17 protein-coding genes are annotated in these 16,724 nt (G+C 41.9%); 16 read left to right on the top strand and 1 reads right to left on the bottom strand.

Translation table 11 applies throughout. From position 1 onward, the window contains the following. From BN3456_RS04175 to BN3456_RS04105, 14 genes are all read left to right on the top strand, one after another. The coding region (locus BN3456_RS04175; protein WP_141654492.1) for an IS3 family transposase at nucleotides 1-591 on the top strand (591 nt) is incomplete at its 5' end. Between the two features lie 357 nt (nucleotides 592-948). Then, nucleotides 949-2,196 carry a macrolide efflux MFS transporter Mef(A) gene (gene mef(A) / locus BN3456_RS04170; RefSeq protein ID WP_089982882.1) on the top strand — a complete coding sequence of 416 codons (1,248 nt, stop codon included), beginning with the start codon at nucleotides 949-951 and terminating at the stop codon, nucleotides 2,194-2,196. A 390-nt stretch (nucleotides 2,197-2,586) separates the two neighbouring features. Continuing rightward, nucleotides 2,587-3,144: a rubrerythrin family protein gene (locus tag BN3456_RS04160; protein WP_089982880.1), complete on the top strand. Its 558-nt coding sequence runs from the start codon at nucleotides 2,587-2,589 to the stop codon at nucleotides 3,142-3,144. 165 nt (nucleotides 3,145-3,309) lie between these two features. Beyond that, nucleotides 3,310-4,092 carry a hypothetical protein gene (locus BN3456_RS04155; protein ID WP_089982879.1) on the top strand — a complete coding sequence of 261 codons (783 nt, stop codon included), beginning with the start codon at nucleotides 3,310-3,312 and terminating at the stop codon, nucleotides 4,090-4,092. Beyond that, nucleotides 4,073-4,942: a glycosyltransferase family 8 protein gene (locus tag BN3456_RS04150; protein ID WP_207644084.1), complete on the top strand. Its 870-nt coding sequence runs from the start codon at nucleotides 4,073-4,075 to the stop codon at nucleotides 4,940-4,942. Before BN3456_RS04155 ends, BN3456_RS04150 begins: the two co-directional genes overlap by 20 nt. Then, on the top strand, nucleotides 4,939-5,901 hold the full coding sequence (locus tag BN3456_RS04145; RefSeq protein ID WP_089982878.1) for a glycosyltransferase family 8 protein: 963 nt from the start codon (nucleotides 4,939-4,941) through the stop codon (nucleotides 5,899-5,901). The genes BN3456_RS04150 and BN3456_RS04145 overlap by 4 nt, the downstream gene beginning before the upstream one ends. Continuing rightward, entirely contained in the window at nucleotides 5,898-6,800 is a 903-nt protein-coding gene (locus tag BN3456_RS04140) for a lysophospholipid acyltransferase family protein (RefSeq protein WP_089982877.1), read from the top strand. Before BN3456_RS04145 ends, BN3456_RS04140 begins: the two co-directional genes overlap by 4 nt. 143 nt (nucleotides 6,801-6,943) lie before the next feature. Further along, entirely contained in the window at nucleotides 6,944-8,113 is a 1,170-nt protein-coding gene (locus tag BN3456_RS04135; RefSeq protein WP_089982876.1) for an ABC transporter substrate-binding protein, read from the top strand. A gap of 299 nt (nucleotides 8,114-8,412) precedes the next feature. Continuing rightward, the gene (locus BN3456_RS04130; RefSeq protein WP_089982875.1) at nucleotides 8,413-9,294 is read left to right on the top strand and encodes a branched-chain amino acid ABC transporter permease; all 882 of its coding nucleotides are present in this window, start codon (nucleotides 8,413-8,415) and stop codon (nucleotides 9,292-9,294) included. 108 nt (nucleotides 9,295-9,402) lie between these two features. After that, nucleotides 9,403-10,386 carry an ABC transporter permease subunit gene (locus BN3456_RS04125; protein ID WP_176699091.1) on the top strand — a complete coding sequence of 328 codons (984 nt, stop codon included), beginning with the start codon at nucleotides 9,403-9,405 and terminating at the stop codon, nucleotides 10,384-10,386. A gap of 2 nt (nucleotides 10,387-10,388) precedes the next feature. Then, on the top strand, nucleotides 10,389-11,147 hold the full coding sequence (locus BN3456_RS04120) for an ABC transporter ATP-binding protein (RefSeq protein ID WP_089982874.1): 759 nt from the start codon (nucleotides 10,389-10,391) through the stop codon (nucleotides 11,145-11,147). A 13-nt stretch (nucleotides 11,148-11,160) separates the two neighbouring features. Then, nucleotides 11,161-11,871 carry an ABC transporter ATP-binding protein gene (locus tag BN3456_RS04115; RefSeq protein ID WP_089982873.1) on the top strand — a complete coding sequence of 237 codons (711 nt, stop codon included), beginning with the start codon at nucleotides 11,161-11,163 and terminating at the stop codon, nucleotides 11,869-11,871. 50 nt (nucleotides 11,872-11,921) lie between these two features. Then, a complete protein-coding gene (locus BN3456_RS04110) occupies nucleotides 11,922-12,542 on the top strand; it encodes a cytidylate kinase-like family protein (RefSeq protein WP_089982872.1) in 621 nt (206 codons plus the stop codon). A 27-nt stretch (nucleotides 12,543-12,569) separates the two neighbouring features. Then, entirely contained in the window at nucleotides 12,570-13,718 is a 1,149-nt protein-coding gene (locus BN3456_RS04105; RefSeq protein ID WP_089982871.1) for an ATP-binding protein, read from the top strand. Nucleotides 13,719-13,794: 76 nt separating this feature from the next. Here the strand turns inward: BN3456_RS04105 and BN3456_RS04100 are convergent, their stop codons facing one another. Then, nucleotides 13,795-14,844 carry an NAD(P)-dependent alcohol dehydrogenase gene (locus BN3456_RS04100; protein WP_089982870.1) on the bottom strand — a complete coding sequence of 350 codons (1,050 nt, stop codon included), beginning with the start codon at nucleotides 14,842-14,844 and terminating at the stop codon, nucleotides 13,795-13,797. Between the two features lie 397 nt (nucleotides 14,845-15,241). On the opposite strand from BN3456_RS04100, the gene BN3456_RS04095 reads away from it, so the two are divergent. Further along, nucleotides 15,242-16,000: a DeoR/GlpR family DNA-binding transcription regulator gene (locus BN3456_RS04095; protein ID WP_089982869.1), complete on the top strand. Its 759-nt coding sequence runs from the start codon at nucleotides 15,242-15,244 to the stop codon at nucleotides 15,998-16,000. Between the two features lie 52 nt (nucleotides 16,001-16,052). Next, nucleotides 16,053-16,724, top strand: coding sequence for a fructose-6-phosphate aldolase (locus tag BN3456_RS04090; protein WP_089982868.1), 672 nt, complete (start codon nucleotides 16,053-16,055; stop codon nucleotides 16,722-16,724).

The following is a 16,724-nucleotide window of genomic DNA, read 5'->3' as shown; positions in this document are numbered from 1 at the left end:
ATCAGTGTTGTAGTACGCAAATATAAGTATCAAAATAATCAGGGTAAGGTTCCTGATGATAAGGAAAACATACTAAATCGTGATTTTAATGCTACAACAATAAATCAAAAATGGGTTACTGACATAACGTATATACATGTTCAAGATGGAGGCTGGACTTATCTAGCATCAGTGATGGACTTATATAATAGAAAGATCATTGGTTATTCATACGGCAAAAACCCAACCGCCGAATTAGCTAAAAAGGCGGTAGAAAATGCATGTCTCAATGTAGAAGATACTACAGATATTATTCTTCACAGTGATTTGGGCAGCCAATATACAAGCACCGTATTTGAAGATATGATCATAGAAAAAAATATGAAACATTCCTTTAGTAGAAAAGGAAATCCCTATGATAACGCTTGTATAGAGTCCTTCCATTCAGTATTGAAGAAGGAAGAAGTATATCTAAATACATATCATACATTTGAAGAGGCTGAAGCAGCTCTCTTTGAATATATTGAGTCTTGGTATAACCGCAGAAGGAGACATAGCGCACTGGATTATAAAACCCCACAGCAGGTTGAAGATGAGGTTCTTGTAGCTTAAAATCTTTCTCTACGTATTAATTTTATACAGAGAGAAAAAGTTCAACTTTTTGTGTCCAAGGTATTGACATAGGTCCAACTATGACTGCCTCAATTCGTTTAAGATAAGCTGGCAATAAAAAGACAGAACCTGTCCACTGTGATAGGCTTTTTGTTGTACTTATTTATACGATATAGGCATTCATTAGTTACAGTAAGTTGCTTTAGATTCTTTCTTATGCTTTTCTTTAACTATATATTTTCAGAATGTTTTCTATTGTATATATACAGACCAAAGCCATGTTGTGGATCCGGGACTGTGTTTTTTATTGCCGGAAATTTTATTGTTTACAAATACTTAAACACAGGAGACAACAAAATGGAAAAACAAAATTGGAAATTTAAATTTTTTGCAATATGGGCGGGGCAGGCAGTATCTTTGATTACAAGTGCTATCCTGCAAATGGCGATTATTTTTTACCTTACAGAAAAAACAGGTTCTGCGATGATATTGTCTATGGCTTCACTGGTTGGTTTTCTTCCCTATGCGGTTTTAGGACCGGCCATTGGAGTGCTGGTAGACCGGCATGACCGGAAAAAGATAATGATCAGCGCTGATTTAATGATTGCAGCAGCGGGAGCAGTGCTGGTTGTTATTGCACTGTATATGGAAATCCCTGTTTGGACAGTTATGACAGTATTATTTATACGCAGCATTGGAACGGCTTTTCATTCTCCGGCACTCAATGCGGTTACACCACTTTTAGTGCCGGAAGAACAGTTGACTAAATGCGCCGGTTACAGTCAGGCTCTGCAGTCTGTAAGCTACATTCTCAGCCCTGCGGCTGCGGCATTTTTATACTCTGTCTGGAAACTAAACGAGATCATACTGATTGATGTGCTGGGCGCTGTAATTGCCAGTATCACAGTTGCATTTGTGAAAATTCCGAAGCTTACAGCGGCGCAGCAGAGCTTAAGACGGAATTTCATAAAAGAAATGCAGGAAGGCTTTCGTGTTTTGAAAGAGAATAAAGGGTTGTTTTCGTTGCTGCTAATAGGTACATTATACATGTTTGTTTATATGCCTATCAATGCACTTTATCCCCTAATCAGTATGGACTATTTTAATGGGACACCGATGCATGTTTCTATTACAGAAATTGCATATGCATCGGGCATGCTGATAGGTGGTGTGGTACTGGGGACACTCGGCAGGTGCAAAAAGCGAGTCCTATTAATGTCGGTGTCGATTTTCATAATGGGAGCCAGTTTGGCCGTTTCGGGGCTGCTTCCGCCAAGTGGGTTTGTGATATTTGCAATCTGCTGTGCGGTTATGGGCCTTTCGGTACCTTTTTACAGTGGTGTACAAACGGCACTTTTCCAGGAAAAAATCAAGCCTGAATTTTTAGGCCGTGTATTTTCTCTGACAGGAAGCATCATGTCACTGGCTATGCCCGCAGGATTAATTCTTTCGGGAGGTTTTGCTGACAAAATTGGTGTAAACCGTTGGTTTTTGATATCCGGTGTCTTAATCATGGGTATTGCTATCGTTTGCCCGAGAGTAGCGGAGGTGAGAAAATTAGATACAATACCTTATGTTAACGAGAAAGAATCATGTATTAAATAAATAGTTAAGCTCTACAAGAAAGAGACAGGTGCTTGTGGAGCTTTTTCTGATCCTATAACAAAAATCCAATGCCAATGATTATAAATGCACCTACGAGAATAGATATATATTTCTTCCGCCACAATGATAAATAAGCAATCCATTCACGTATCAATGCATTTACAGAAAAGTACAGTTTTGTTTTGGCTCCTCTGCCATCACACAAAATCCCTAAATTTTTCGCCAGCAGTAATGCCCGGAGTACATGATACCGATTTATTTTCAACTAAAACAGCGGCTTCCAGCACACCTTTTTGCAAAGATTAACATAGCGGATGATTTTTGGAGAATATTGACATTGGAAATTGTCAATGCTAGAATAAGTGTAATAAATAGGAGGAGGTAATTTAAATGGCAGTAAAAAATGCAATGACTTCAGATTTTCTTCATTCCGCATACGGCGGGGAAAGTATGGCACATATGCGCTACCTCATCTGGTCCGACGTGGCGGACAAGGAAGGTTTCCCAAATGTTGGAAGACTTTTCCGTGCGATCTCTTATGCAGAGAGAGTACATGCCAGCAACCACTTCAAGGAGATTGACGGTTCTGAACCGGCAGATGCAACAGTACCGGCGGGTGGAGTATTCTGTTATGGGAAAACAGCTGAGAATCTTCAGGGTGCAATTAACGGAGAGCTTCATGAGGTAGAGCAGATGTATCCTGTTTATCTGAATGCAGCTGAATTCCAGAATGAAAGCGGCGCCAAACGTTCTTTCCACTTTGCTCTGGAAGCGGAGAAGATTCACGCAGATCTGTTCCAGAAAGCACTGGATGCAGTAAAAGCAGGTAAGGATATCGAGTTGAAGAAGATTTATATCTGCCCTGTCTGTGGACATACTGTTCTTGATGAAGCTCCGGAGAAATGTCCAGTCTGCGGTGCAAAACGCGAGATGTATAAGGAGTTTTAAATTTATCTAAGAGAAAACCCTCTGAACTGATGTAGATAAACTACAATAGTTCAGAGGGTTTTTTGTATACATCGGGGAAAATTTTGGCTGAAATAAGAATGTAAGTCTGTTTTGATGTGAATACTTAAATATTGACGGCATCAAACTGGAGTGGAGGTTTTTTTAATGCGAAAGAAAAGGCAGAAAGCGCAGATACTTTATTACCAGTCTTTTACGGATGATTTCATAGAAAGCCGCAATCAATTTTTTCAATTGCCAAAAGACTACTCCTGGATTCATGAAAGTGTATTATACCGGGGCATTTCCCATATTATTTATCTGTTGGGAGAGACGTTTGCATTTTTTTACTGCCGGTTTGCTCTGCATGTGAAGGTAAAGAACCGTTCTATACTCCGGCAATATAGACATAACGGCTTTTTCCTCTACGGAAATCACACCCAGCCCGTGGGGGATGCATTTATCCCGATTCGGGTAACTGCTCCGAAGAGAGGGTATGCGGTAGTCAGTTCTGCTAATTTAGGAATTCCGGTATTGGGGGCATTTCTGCCGGCTCTGGGTGCTCTGCCCCTTCCGGAAACATTTAGCGGAATGAAAAGACTCAACGAAGCTATCCGGCAGCGCATTCGGGAGGGCTGCTGCGTGGTGTTATATCCGGAGGCCCATGTCTGGCCCTGGTATACAGGAATCCGTCCTTTTCCGGCGTCTGCTTTCGGATATCCGGTTGAATGCAGTGCCCCGTCTTTTTGCATGACAACCACCTACCAGAAAAGAAAGCACAGGAAAAAACCGGGTATTACAGTATATCTGGATGGGCCGTTTTATCCGGATGTCCAACTTTCCAATAAGGAACAAAAAGGCAGACTCAGGGATAAGGTTTACAACTGTATGATGAAAAGGAGCCGGGAGAGCACATACAGGTACATCATATATGAAGAGGAGAAAAATTAAAGTGGATATTCTTTACTGCGGAGACGATAATATCGAAGATGGGTTAATTCTGTCTGTTCTGTCGTTACTCAAAAATGTGAAAGAGCCTTTGCATATTTTTGTACTGACTATATATTTTTGCGCCGGGGAAAAGGTGTATTACCCGATATCCGGGGCTTTTGCAGACACTTTAGATAAAATAGTAAAAGAGGTTAATTTAGATAATTTTGTCTTTCTGACTGACATTACGGAAGTATTTTCTGCCGAGGTGCCAAAGGCTAATCTTGATACACGATTCACACCTTGTTGTATGTTAAGGCTGTTTGCAGATAAAATCCCGGGACTTCCGGAAAAAATACTTTATCTGGACAACGATGTGATTTGCCGGAAAGATTGTTCCGATTTTTTCCATCAGGATATTTCAGAGTATGAATATGCAGGGGCTCTTGATTATTATGGCCGCTGGTTTTTTCGCAAGAATCTTCTTAAGGCGGATTACCAGAATTCAGGTGTGCTTCTGATGAACATGGGTATGATCCGCGAATCAGGGTTGCTGCAAAAATGCCGGAAACTGTGTACGGAAAAAAGAATGTTTATGCCGGATCAGTCGGCATTGAACAAGCTGGCTGTTTCAAAGAAAATAGTACCACGGCGGTTTAATGAGCAGCACAGGGTGCAAAGAGATACGGTTTTGCAGCATTTTACAACAGGCTTTCGCTTTTTTCCGTGGTTCCATACAGTGACAGTAAAACCCTGGGAGGCGGAGAAACTGCACAGTGAGCTTGGAATGTATGAATATGATAAATTGCTTCATACATACAGGCGGCTGTGTCCTATAATCAAAGAAGGGCTGCCAGGAGGGTGTTCATGAAGAAAAACAAAAAAATTATACCCATATTCTTTACAATTGATAATGACTATGCCCCGTTTTTAGGGGTCGCATTGTCTTCAATGCTGAAAAATGCTTCAAAAGTGTATCAATATAAAGTGTTTGTGCTGTTCCAGGGGTTAAGCATAAAAAATAAAAAGAAGCTTTACGGGCTGGCTGTTGAAAACTGTGAAATACAGTTATTCGAAATGAAAGATCAGTTGAATATTATCACAGACCGTATGTCTAACCGGCTTCGGGCGGACTATTTTACACTTACGATTTATTTCAGACTTTTCATCCCTGCCCTGTTCCCCGAGTATAATAAAGGAATTTACCTTGACAGTGATATTGTTGTCCCTGGGGATATATCTGAATTGTATCAGACGCCGCTTGGAGAGAACCTGTTAGGGGCGGTGGTTGACCCTGTTGTCGCAGCAGTGCCGGAGTTGACCAGACACGCGAATTTATGTGTAGGTGTTGAAAGTGATAAGTATTTCAACTCGGGTGTTCTGCTGATGAATTTAGAGAGGTTGAGGGAAGCCAGAATAGAGCAGCGCTTTCTTGAGCTTTATCATAAATATCACTTTGACTGTATTGCACCGGATCAGGATTATCTCAATGCCATGTGTAAGGGGAAAGTTATGTATCTGCCGGCCTCCTGGGACGCAATGCCATCAGATGCAGCAAAGCCGGTTGAAAACCCGAAGCTGGTTCATTTTAATTTGTTTGCTAAGCCCTGGTATTATGACAACATCCAGTATGAACAATATTTCTGGACGTATGCCGAATCTTCGGTGTTTTTAAAGGAAATAATGACAATTAAAGAGGCATATACCGATAAGGACAGACAGTCTGACAGGGAGCATCTGGATTTACTGGTTTCTCGGGGAAATGCCACCGGAGACGGTGAAGTGACCTTCCGGACAGTGTTTAATGAAGGGAAAGAAGCACGATTATGATAATTGGAGAAGCAAGAGAACAGGTTATTGAAAATATCAGAAAGGCGTTGGGTGAGGGAGCCTTTCATGCCAAAGTAGAGGTAGGTGATCCCTTGTTAACTGAAAAGCAGAAGGAAAATTTGCTTGAGAATTATCTGAAAAAAAGAAAATCTTATGGTTTTAGGATAAATAGCTGGGCGGCGCGTCATGCAGCCGGGTTTGTAACCAGAATGATTAACAGAAGTACAAAAATAATGGGACTAGAAAACATTGGAGATATAGCGGGCGGCGCCATTGTGACAAGCAACCATTTCAGTCCCCTTGACAATACGGTGGTGCGTGATCTTGTATGGAGACTGGGGAAAAAGAAGCTTTGTATTGTCAGTCAGGAATCGAACCTGGCTATGTCAGGTTTTATCGGATATCTGACAAATTACGCGGATACCATTCCAATAAGCAGTGTTCCTGGCTATATGGCGGGGGAATTTGAACCGCTGCTAAAGGGTGCTCTGGATAAGAAGGAATATGTACTGATTTACCCGGAACAAGAAATGTGGTTCAATTATTGCAAGCCCCGCCCGATGAAGAGGGGGGCCTATTACTACGCGGCAAAATTCAAAGTTCCTGTTATCTCCTGTTTTTTAGAAATGCATGTCCTAGACGAATTGGATACGTCGGAATTTTACAAGGTAGAGTATGTAATGCATGTCCTTCCTACCATATATCCCGATCCGGCAAAACCTGCCAGAGGAAACAGTGTCATCATGTGTAAAAAAGACTATGAACAGAAAAAGGACGCTTATGAATCTGTCTATGGAAGACCTCTGGACTATAAGTTTGACCCGGTGGATATTGCCGGATGGATTCCTACCCAAATTACTCCTGATAAATTGAGTATTGATTTTGAAAGATTCATGTAGTATTATAAAACACAAGAATAAGGACGTTCTGGAATAGCTCAAGAGCGTCCTTATTCATTAATTATAGGGAATGACTTTACCAGATTAATGCGTAAATGTATGAAAATATCCCATAAAATCAATAAGAATGAGGAGGAAAAGCTATGAAAAGAGCAAAAGCAGTCAGCGTGTTATTAATAGCGGCTCTGGCAGTTTCAAGCCTGGCGGCATGTGGATCAAAATCATCTTCTTCAAAGAAAGAAGCTGATAAGTTCTATATTGGGGGAATCGGACCTACTACGGGAGGTGCAGCTATCTATGGAACAGCTGTAAAAAATGCGGCAAGGATTGCTGTAGATGAAATCAATGAAGACGGCGGAATTAACGGTCATGAGATTGAGTATAAATTTGAGGATGATCAGAGTGATGCTGAGAAGTCTGTCAATGCCTACAACACTCTGAAAGACTGGGGGATGCAGATTCTTTTGGGGACTGTGACATCTACCCCTTGCGTGGCGATAGCTGACAAGACAGCACAGGACAATATGTTCCAGGTTACCCCGTCTGCATCAACGACAGATATACTTGCAAATGGAAATGTATTCCAGATTTGTTTTACAGACCCGAATCAAGGTACTGCTTCAGCACAGTATATCGCTGAGAATAAACTTGCAACGAAAGTTGGTATCATCTATAATAGTTCAGATGTATATTCATCAGGAATTTCGGATAAGTTTATAGAGGAAGCAAAAGCGGAGAAGCTTGATGTTGTAGCAACAGAGGCTTTCACCGAAGATTCGAAAACAGACTTCTCTACACAGTTAAAGAAGATACAGGATTCAGGTGCAGATATGGTTTTCCTTCCAATTTACTATACAGAGGCGTCCATTGTTTTAAAACAGGCAGACACAATGGGCTTTGCACCAAAATTCTTCGGCTGTGACGGCCTGGATGGTATTCTTTCCGTTGACAATTTTAATACTTCCCTGGCAGAAGGCGTTATGCTGCTGACTCCGTTTGCAGCAGATGCGGACGATGAGGCCACACAGAATTTTGTGAAAAAATATAAAGATGAGTTCGGCGAGATTCCAAATCAGTTTGCGGCAGATGCATACGACGGGATTTATGCAATTAAGGCAGCTATAGAAAAGGCGGAAGCAACTCCGGATATGAGCGTTTCTGATTTGGGTGATACATTGAAAGAATCAATGCCTGAGGTAACCATTCAGGGACTGACCGGCGGGGATGAAGGTCTGAACTGGGAATCTACAGGAGAAGTAAATAAGCAGCCAAAAGCTGTTATTATCAAGGATGGAGCATATACAGCAATGTAAGCTGCTGCTGTATAATTTCAGAAAGAACATGGGGCTGTCATCGGACAGTCCCGTTTTCAATTCTTAACGGCTGGTTGATCTTTTTTAAACCCTATTGATTTTTTTTATCCCGGTTGATCTTATTTGTAGTCGGTTGAACTTTTTTGTGGTAAGATATTTCTCGAAAAGCACAGGCATTTAAAAGTATACATGTGAGTCCTGCTATGCATACTTTTAAATGCCTGGATTATATGGTTAAAATTTGGCATAAATTAAGATAGATTTTAACCTTAAAAGAAGGGAAAGCAAGAGGTATTTATATGAGTTTCATAGCTTATTTGATTAATGGAATCAGCCTTGGGAGTGTTTATGCGATTATCGCTCTTGGATATACTATGGTATATGGAATTGCGAAAATGTTGAACTTTGCTCATGGCGATGTAATTATGATTGGATGTTATGTTGTATTTACGATGACGAGCGGATTGCAGTTTAATCCACTGCTCAGCGTCCTTATATCAGTTGTAGTTTGTACTATACTTGGAATTGTGGTTGAGAAAGTGGCGTACAAGCCACTTAGAAAAGCGTCCCCACTGGCCGTATTGATTACTGCTATCGGTGTCAGCTATCTGCTTCAGAACATCGCGCTTTTGGTATTTGGAGCAGACACAAAGTCTTTTTCCTCCATTATTACATTGCCGGCACTGAAGCTGGCAGGTGGAAAACTTTCAATCTCAAGCGTTGCTATAGTAACGGTTGTAACCTGTATTATCATTATGGCAGGATTGATCCTGTTTATTAAAAAGACAAAAGCAGGTCGTGCCATGCTTGCCGTTTCAGAGGATAAGGATGCAGCACAGCTTATGGGTGTGAATGTGAATGGAACAATCTCTCTGACCTTTGCAATTGGCTCTGGTCTGGCGGCTATCGCCGGTGTTCTGCTCTGCTCCGCATATCCTACGCTGACTCCTTATATCGGCGCCATGCCGGGTATCAAGGCATTTACGGCGGCTGTGTTCGGCGGTATCGGGTCCATACCGGGAGCGTTTATCGGCGGTATATTACTTGGAATTATTGAGGTTATGGGAAGAGCTTACATATCCTCCCAGCTGTCGGATGCAATTGTATTTGCCGTGCTGATTATTGTATTGCTGGTGAAACCTACCGGAATTCTTGGCAAACCAATTCATGAGAAAGTGTAGGTGGCAGCAGTGAAAAAATTGTTTGATAAAAGTAATACGAAAAAAGTGACAAGAGACTCTTTTGTCACATATGGAATAGTAATTTTTGTATTTATTATTGTACAGATTATGGTCGGGACCGGAAGCATGTCCAGTCTGATGCAGGGGCTGCTTGTTCCTCTTTGTATTTATTCAATCGCGGCTATAGGGTTAAATCTCTGTGTAGGCTATCTAGGTGAACTGAGCCTGGGGCATGCCGGGTTTATGTGTGTGGGAGCTTTCTCCAGCGCCTTTTTCACGAAATACATGGTAGATACTGGGATGAACGAGAATCTGCGCTTTATCCTTGCCATTATAATTGGTACTTTGACAGCGGCTCTTTTTGGATTTTTGATCGGTATTCCTGTTCTGCGTCTGCAGGGTGATTACCTGGCAATCGTAACGCTGGCTTTTGGCGAAATTATTAAAAATGTTATGAACGTGCTGTATATTGGAAAAGACTCCCAAGGTCTGCATTTTTCTGTGTCAGATGTGTCTGCTTTGAAAATGGAAGAAGAAGGAAAGATGATTATCAACGGTCCAAAAGGGATTACAGGAACGCCCCATCAGGCTTCCTTTGCAATCGGCATTGTTTTGATCCTGGTTAGTTTGATCATAGCATATAATCTTGTGAATTCCAGAACCGGCCGGGCTATTATGGCAATCCGGGATAATCGTATTGCCGCAGAGTCCGTCGGGATTCCTGTTACAAAATTTAAATTGATGGCATTTACGATTTCAGCTGCTGTTGCAGGAATCGCGGGGGTACTTTATGCGCATAATCTATCTACTCTGACAGCTTTACCGGCTAACTTTGGATATAATATGTCCATTATGCTTCTTGTATTTGTGGTTCTCGGAGGGATGGGAAGTTTCCGCGGTTCCATAATCGCAGCAGTGCTGCTGACTATGCTTCCCGAGGTCTTAAGGGGGCTGTCCGATTATCGTATGTTGATTTATGCAATCGTACTTATTGCGATGATGCTCTTTAACTGGGCTCCGAAATCAATGGAATGGCGGCAGAGACATTCTCTTAGGGGGCTATTTGCAAAGAAGACAAAGGAGGTACAGTAGATATGGCATTGCTGGAAGTAAAGAACCTTAGTATCTCTTTTGGCGGTCTTCGTGCTGTAGATGGTTTTGAAATTTCTATACAGAAGGGACAGCTATATGGCCTCATAGGACCAAACGGTGCCGGAAAGACAACTATATTTAATATGCTTACCGGAGTTTATAAACCGGACAGTGGAATCATCGAGCTGGATGGAAAGGATATTACGGGAAAGAAAACAATAGATATTAATAAGGCGGGAGTTGCCAGAACATTTCAGAATATCCGTTTATTTAAAGAACAATCGGTACTGGACAATGTAAAAGTAGGGCTGCATAACTGTTATTCTTATTCGGCGCTGGCGTCTGTTCTGCGTCTGCCCAAGTATTATAAAGCAGAGAGAGAGATGAATGAGAAAGCAAGAGGGCTGCTAAAAGTATTTGGACTTGAGGATACGGAAAATTATCTGGCCTCTAATCTTCCTTACGGGGCGCAAAGAAAGCTGGAGATTGCCCGGGCACTCGCCACGAATCCAAAGCTGCTTCTACTGGATGAGCCGGCAGCGGGAATGAACCCCAATGAAACAAAAGAATTGATGGAGACAATCTGTTTTGTCAGGGATGAATTTGATATGACGATACTTTTGATTGAACATGATATGAAATTGGTATCCGGCATTTGTGAGGAACTGACAGTACTGAACTTCGGACAGGTACTGGCTCAGGGCAAGACAAAAGATGTCTTGAATGATCCAAAGGTTATCACGGCATATCTTGGTGAGTAGGAGGAAATAATTTATGGCAATGCTTGAAATTAAAGATCTGAAAGTGTATTATGGTGTGATACAGGCCATTAAAGGTATTTCCTTCGAAGTAAAAGAGGGAGAGGTTATTGCATTGATCGGCGCCAACGGCGCAGGAAAGACAACAACCCTGCAGACAATAACCGGTATGCTTCAGGCAAAAGAAGGTAACATTATTTTTGAAGGTCAGGATATCACGAAAGTTCCCGGGCACAAGATTGTGTCTATGGGTATGGCTCATGTTCCAGAAGGAAGACGTGTATTTGCGGAACTTTCTGTGCTGGAGAATTTAAAGCTTGGGGCCTATACGAGAAAAGATAAAGATGAAATAGCAGACTCTCTGCAGCGCGTGTATCGAAGCTTTCCCCGGCTGGAGGAACGGAAAAAGCAGGCTGCCGGGACATTGAGCGGCGGTGAACAGCAGATGCTTGCAATGGGCAGGGCACTGATGAGCAAGCCCAGGATTATACTGATGGATGAACCCTCCATGGGATTATCTCCAATTTTTGTAGAAGAAATTTTCAATATTATTAAAGAAATCTCTGCTTCGGGAACTACCGTACTTTTGGTGGAGCAGAATGCGAAAAAGGCACTTTCCATTGCAGACCGCGCATATGTATTAGAGACAGGGAATATTGTGCTGAACGGAGATGCAAAAGAACTTATGAACAATGAGTCAATCAAAAGGGCATATTTGGGAGAGTAGATTTGCAAATCATCCTCACAAGAATATGCCTGGGTAGAGGAGGAGATTTTATGAAGCATACTGTGATTACAATTGCAAGAGGCTATGGAAGCGGCGGGAGGACATTAGGCCTTAAGCTGGCAGAAGAACTTGGGATAAATTGTTATGACAGGGACTTACTCAGACTTGCTTCGGATGAGAGCGGGATTAATGAGGCCCTCTTTGGAAAGGCAGACGAGAAATTAAAAAGCCTGCCACTGTTTAAGATAGCGAAAAAGGCGTACAATGGTGAAGTGATTCCACCGGACAGCGATGATTTCGTATCAAATGACAATCTTTTCAATTATCAGGCAAAAGTAATTCGGGAGCTTGCAGACACAGAATCCTGTGTTATTATTGGACGCTGCGCAGATTATCTCCTCAAAGACTGTGATTATGTAGTCCGCTTGTTCCTGTATGCGCCGGAAGAGGATTGTATTGCCCGTGTGATGAAACAAAATGGAGGAACCGAAAAGGATATCATCAAAAAAATAGAGAAAACAGATAAACACCGCTCTGAATATTACAAATATTACACCGGACGGGAATGGAACGACGCCAGAAATTATGATCTTTGCCTAAATACCACCTCTATGAGCTATGATAAGCTGATAGAGGTGGTAAAGGCTTACATCAAAATCTGCAAAGAATAAGACATATAGAGGAAATAGGAAATTTTTATGAAATCAATTACAGTAGAGGAACTGGAACAAATAGAGAAAGACAAAGCGGTAATTCTTGATATACGGGATTCGGAGGATTTTAACCGAGGAAGGGTAGACGGGGCAGTTAATGTCCCGTTATCTGATGTTGAGGACTATGTGACCGGCATGGACAAAAGCAATACTTTATATGTGATGTGCCATACCGGAGATAAGAGCATGGATGTGGTGGAGTCACTGACAGATGCAGGGTTTTGTGCAGTAAATGTTGCAGGAGGCTACAGGGCCTGGCTAAGACTGAAACTTAGTCAGACTCTGTCAGAAGATTCTTCTGCAAAGCAGAAAACTAGGGATATAGAACGTAGTATTATTAAAAAATTCCGAAAGAGCATCTGGAGAAAATTTACAAAAGCAATACAGGAATATGAACTGGTAAAAGAGGGAGATAAGATAGCGGTATGTATATCCGGCGGGAAAGACTCCATGCTGCTGGCAAAGCTCATGCAGGAGTTAAAACGTCATGGTCAGGTACCCTTCGAACTAATATTTTTGGTAATGAATCCCGGATATAATGAAGATAACTGGAAGATTATAACAGATAACGCGAAGCTTCTCGGAATCCCACTGACAGTATTTGAATCTGATATTTTCAACATTGTGGCAGATGTGGAGAAAAGTCCTTGCTATCTCTGTGCCAGAATGCGAAGAGGGTATCTGTACTCACATGCAAAGGAACTGGGCTGCAATAAAATAGCTCTGGGACATCATTTTGACGATGTAATTGAAACGACTCTTATGGGAATGTTCTATAGCGGGAAAGTGGAGACAATGATGCCCAAGCTTCACAGCAAAAATTTTGAGGGAATGGAATTGATTCGTCCCCTGTATATGGTCAAAGAAAATGACATTAAAGCGTGGAGAGACTACAACAAGCTGCATTTTATACAATGTGCCTGCCGCTTCACTGAACACTGTAGTGTGTGCGGAGGAGAGCATGGCTCCAAACGGGATGAGATGAAGCAGTTAATTGCAAGTTTTAGGAAAACAAGCGATTTGATTGATATGAATATTTTCAGAAGCATTCATAATGTAAACCTGAATACCATAATAGGGTATCATGATAATGAGAGGAAATATAGTTTTTTGGACGATTATGATAAAAAGTAGTGGGGCGGGCTGCAGGATAAAAGTTCTTGCAGCCCCCTTTGCTATGTATTTTCAGAACATAAGTTGTACCGCTATTTTAAATAAAAACAACAGGCTTAATCAAATCTCTTGGTTTTTCATCCATAAGTTTGAAGGCATCTTCAATCTTATCAAAACCATTAAATGTATGTGTGATCAGCTTGGTAGTATCCACTCTTCCATTCTCAATCATCTGGAGCATTTTGCTGATCCGCAGAGCACCTCCCGGGCAGAAGCCACCCCGAATTGTCTTGTCAGCCATTCCAAGTCCCCATGAAAAAGCAGGCATGGCAAGTGTATCTGAAAGATCGAAGAAATTTACATTAGAAATGCAGCCGCCGGGCTTTGTCATGTCTACAGCCTGTCGGAAGCTTTCGGCATTGCCACCTGCTATGATGACCGAATCAGCTCCACCCTTTGTCATTTCCAGAACCTGCTTTACAATATCACCTTCTTTGTAACTGATTATATCCGTTGCACCGTACTCTTTTGCAACAGCGACACAGTTTGGGCGTGTTCCAACTGCAATGATTCTGCCGGCACCTTTTAATTTTGTACCTGCAACTGCCATCAGACCCACAGGGCCGATACCAATGACCACTACAGTGTCACCGAAGCCTATATCTGCATTTTCAACTCCATGGAAGCCGGTGGACATCATATCAACCGTCATAACAGCAGCCTCGGGAGCTACATTCTCCGGAAGAAGTACAAGATTAGCATCTGCCTGATTCACATGGAAATATTCCGCAAAAGTTCCGTCTTTTGAGCCCAGAAACTTAAAGCTTGCCATAAGCCCTTTATCATGGGCAGTGTATTCGCCTTGCGTGTTCAGAGAAAGCCAGTTTGGCGTACAGCAGGGAACTACTACCACATCACCGGGTTTGAAATCTTTTACAAGATTACCTGCTTCCACAACCTTACCGACTGCTTCATGACCTAAAATCAGATTGGTCTTTTCACCGTTACCACCGTGCAGAACGTGTGTATCGGAAGAGCAGGGAGCTATGACTGTAGGCTCTACAATAGCATCCAATGGGCCACAGACGGGCCTGTCCTTCTCTATCCAGCCGGCATTATTAATTGAAAACATTCCATAACCTTTCATCTTTGTTACCTCCTTAACATGTATGTTAAAAAATTATCCTATTTTTATTATAAGCTATATAAAGGTACTAATCAATGAGAGTTTGAAGATAATGTGTATTTTTTAACGAACAATCCTGCTATTGTTGTTGAAAAGTGACTTGAGTTTTTAAAGACTGGGTTACAATGAACATACAAAAGGAAAGCACCCACTCCAAAAGTGGATGCTTTCGGGTTTGGCTTTAGTTACCTTTCCGCGAGAGGCTGCCACCCTGTCATGGGTACTTTTTTGGTTACTAATCTGTGCGTATATATAATTCAAGGTTGACATAAAAGATAATACGAAATATACTAAATAAGTAAACGTAATAAGTACGAGTTTCGTTCGAAAATTATCGGGACGTTATAGGAGCTGATTTATGGGAAAAGTAGAGCACAGACAATCTAGAATTCTTGAGATACTGAGCACTAATGAAAAGTGTGAAGTGGGATTACTGGCTGACTTGTGTGGAGTATCTCTTGTGACCATCAGAAAGGATCTGACAGAGCTTAAGGAGCGGGGATTGCTCCGCCGTGAACAGGGGTATGCAATACTAAATGATGAAAATGATATGAGACGCCGTCTTGCTGCCAACTACTCTACAAAAATCCGGCTTGCAGAAGAGGCAGCAGCGCTCATAAAAGATGGGGATACGGTTATGATTGAATCCGGTTCCTGCTGTATTTTGCTGGCAGATGAAATCAGCCGGACGAAGCGGAATGTAACAATTATTACAAATTCTGTCTTTATGGCGGATTATATCGGAAAGGTTTCCAATATCCATCTTGTTTTGCTGGGAGGAGATTACCAGCCTGATTCCCAGGCTGTTGTGGGCCCGATTACCCGATTGGGTGTTCAGTCTTTTCATGTAAAGTATTTTTTTGCCGGTACAGATGGTTATCACTCTCAGACAGGCTTTACAGGAGATAATCACCTGCGTGTGGAGACCTTGAGGGATATGGCGAGAAACGCAGAGAAAGTAGTGATTCTCACGGAATCCTGCAAGTTTACAAGGCAGGGCATTGTCCCCGAGTTTTCGCTGGGAGAGATTCAATATCTGATTACGGATGCTGGGATTCCTGAAGATTATCAGAGAGAATTGAAAGAACACGGAGTCCAAGTGATAAAAATAAGTTAATGATGCAGTACACCGGCAATTAAAGCAGTAGATGAGAAAAGGAGATAATAGTATGGAAATCTTATTAGACACCGCAAATTTAGAGGACATTCGTAAATATAACGATATTTACGATATTACAGGGGTGACCTCCAACCCTACAATTTTATCAAGGGAAAAAGCGGAGTTCTTCCCGCTTTTGCTTGAAATCCGCAGTATTATCGGGGATAAGCAGCTTCACGTACAGGTGACCGGAAGTACCTGTGAGGAGATGGTGAAAGAAGCTGAGGCAATCACGGACAAGCTTGGGAAGAACACGTATATTAAAGTTCCGGTGAACGAAGAAGGGATTAAGACTATGAAAACTCTGAAGTCCCAGGGTTATAAAATTACGGGAACAGCAATTTATATGCCTCAGCAGGCCATGCTGGCAGCATCTGTGGGAGCGGATTATGTAGCGCCTTATTTTAACCGTATGAATAATATGAATGTGGACAGTAAAAAGGCATTGGAAGAGATTGCATGGTTGTATGAGCATTATCATAAAGACACAAAGATACTTGCTGCCAGTTTTAAAAACACACATCAGATTATGGATGCACTGCTCACAGGCGCACATGCTGTTACAGCATCCCCGAAGCTTTACACTCAGATGGTGGAGAGCCCAATTATTGATTCGGCAATTGAAGGCTTCGGTGCTGACTGGAAAGCTGTATACAAGGATAAAAGGATTTACGAAATTTAA

Source organism: Clostridium sp. C105KSO13 (assembly GCF_001517425.1).
Taxonomy (GTDB): domain Bacteria; phylum Bacillota; class Clostridia; order Lachnospirales; family Lachnospiraceae; genus Muricomes.
The sequence above is the reverse complement of the archived record's forward strand: the minus strand, read 5'-3'. Positions and strand labels throughout refer to the sequence as shown.